Below are 2,399 nucleotides of genomic sequence, written 5' to 3'. Positions count from 1 at the left end.
TGGCGGCCCCGCGCTCGCTCCACCGGCAGCCGCTGTTGAGGGACATTCGCAGGCAAGGGCGTGGCGGCCCCGCGCTCGCTCCACCGGCAGCCGCGTCTGCTTCAGAGCGCGCGCTCCCCTCAGATGGGCAAAGAACCAAAAAAAACCCCGCTTTCGCGGGGCTCTCTTCGCATCTGCTCTGATCAGCTCAGCTGGCCGTGGCAGTGCTTGTACTTCTTGCCGCTGCCGCAGGGGCACGGATCGTTGCGGCCGACCTTGGGCTCGTCGCGACTGACCTGGGCCACGCCGTTGCGCTGCGCCTCCACCTCGGCCGCTTCTTCGTCGGCACCGTAACCGCCGGCGTTCTGGTGCTGGAACTGCGACTGCAGCAGGCGTGCCTCGGCCTGCTGACGCTCGGCCAGTTCCAGTGCGGCCACTTCCTCTTCGCTGCGGATGCGCACGCGCGCCAGCAGGGTCACCACTTCGCGCTTCACGTTCTCCAGCATTTCCGAGAACAGCTCGAAGGCTTCCTTCTTGTATTCCTGCTTGGGCTGCTTCTGCGCATAGCCGCGCAGGTAGATGCCCTGGCGCAGGTAATCCATGCGCGCCAGGTGCTCCTTCCAGCTCTGGTCGAGCACCGTGAGCATCACGTGCTTCTCCAGCGCGCGCATGGTCTCGTCGCCGACGCCGGCTTCCTTCTGCGCGAAGTGTTCGTCGACGCGCGCCTGCACCTTGTTGGCGATGGCCTCGGCGTCCAGCTCCTCGTGCAGCTTGACCAGCCCGGTGACGTCCATCTGCACGCCCAGGTCCGAGGCCAGCGTGGCTTCCAGGCCCGGCAGGTCCCACTGTTCGTCGATCGAGTTCGGCGGCACGAAGCGCGCCACGATGTCGAAGATCACGTCGCCGCGGATGCCGTCGACGTTGTCCTTGACCGACTCGGCGTCCAGCAGCTCGTCGCGCTGGGCGTAGATCACCTTGCGCTGGTCGTTGTTGACGTCGTCGAAGTCCAGCAGGTTCTTGCGGATGTCGAAGTTGTGCGCTTCCACCTTGCGCTGCGCCTTTTCAATCTGGCGGCTGACCAGGCGGTCTTCGATGACGTCGTCTTCCTTCATGCCCATCATGCGCATCGCCTTCTGGACCCAGTCCGAGGCGAAGATGCGCATCAGGTTGTCTTCCAGCGACAGGTAGAAGCGCGACGAACCCGGGTCGCCCTGGCGACCGGAACGACCGCGCAGCTGGTTGTCGATACGGCGCGACTCGTGGCGTTCGGTGCCCACGATGTGCAGGCCACCGGCCGCCTTGACCTGGTCGTGGCGGGCCTGCCAATCGGTCTTGACCTGGGCGCGCTGCTCGGCGCTGGCCTCTTCGCCCAGCTCATGCAGCTGCGATTCCAGCGAACCGCCCAGCACGATGTCGGTGCCGCGACCGGCCATGTTGGTGGCGATGGTCACCGCACCGGGCATGCCGGCGTTGGCGATGATGATGGCTTCGCGATCGTGCTGCTTGGCGTTGAGCACTTCGTGCTGCACGCCGGCCTTGCGCAGGTGCTCGGAGAGCATTTCCGAGGTTTCGATCGAGGTGGTGCCGACCAGCACCGGCTGGCCGCGCGTGTTGCATTCCTGGATGTCGGCCAGCACGGCGTTGAACTTGCCGTTGCGGTTGAGGAACACCTGGTCCGGCGAGTCCTTGCGGATGGTCGGGCGGTTGGTCGGGATGACCACCACTTCCAGGCCGTAGATGCTCTGGAATTCGTAGGCTTCGGTGTCGGCCGTACCGGTCATGCCGGACAGCTTCTTGTACATGCGGAACAGGTTCTGGAAGGTGATGCTCGCCAGGGTCTGGTTCTCGCGCTGGACCGGCACGCCTTCCTTCGCTTCCACCGCCTGGTGCAGGCCGTCCGACCAGCGGCGACCGGCCAGGGTACGGCCGGTGAATTCATCCACGATCACCACTTCGCCATCGCGCACGATGTAATCCACGTCGCGCTGGTAGATGGCATGCGCGCGCAGCGCGGCATTGAGGTGGTGGACCACGGTGAGGTTCTGCGCGGCGTACAGGCCTTCGGTCTCGGCATCCAGGATGCCCGCCTCGACCAGCAGCTGCTCGGCATGCTCCATGCCCGCCTCGGAGAGGTGGACCTGCTTGCCCTTCTCGTCGACCCAGAAATCGCCCTCGCCTTCTTCGGCTTCCTGCTTGATCAGGCTGGGAACCACGCGGTTGACGCGGATGTACAGCTCCGGGGAATCGTCGGCCGGGCCGGAGATGATCAGCGGGGTGCGCGCTTCGTCGATCAGGATCGAGTCGACTTCGTCGACGATGGCGTAGTGCAGGCCGCGCTGGTAACGGTCGGCACGCGACAGCGCCATGTTGTCGCGCAGGTAGTCGAAACCGAATTCGTTGTTGGTGCCGTAGGTGATGTC

At 65.2% G+C, this 2,399-nt stretch carries 1 protein-coding gene; it reads right to left on the bottom strand.

Features of this window, described 5'->3' with window-relative positions; translation table 11 throughout:
* Nucleotides 1-182: 182 nt before the first annotated feature.
* The coding region (secA, locus tag RT456_RS19335) for a preprotein translocase subunit SecA (protein ID WP_313349079.1) at nucleotides 183-2,399 on the bottom strand (2,217 nt) is incomplete at its 5' end.

Source organism: Stenotrophomonas sp. (genome assembly GCF_032099025.1).
Taxonomy (GTDB): Bacteria; Pseudomonadota; Gammaproteobacteria; order Xanthomonadales; family Xanthomonadaceae; genus Stenotrophomonas.
The sequence above is the reverse complement of the archived record's forward strand: the minus strand, read 5'-3'. Positions and strand labels throughout refer to the sequence as shown.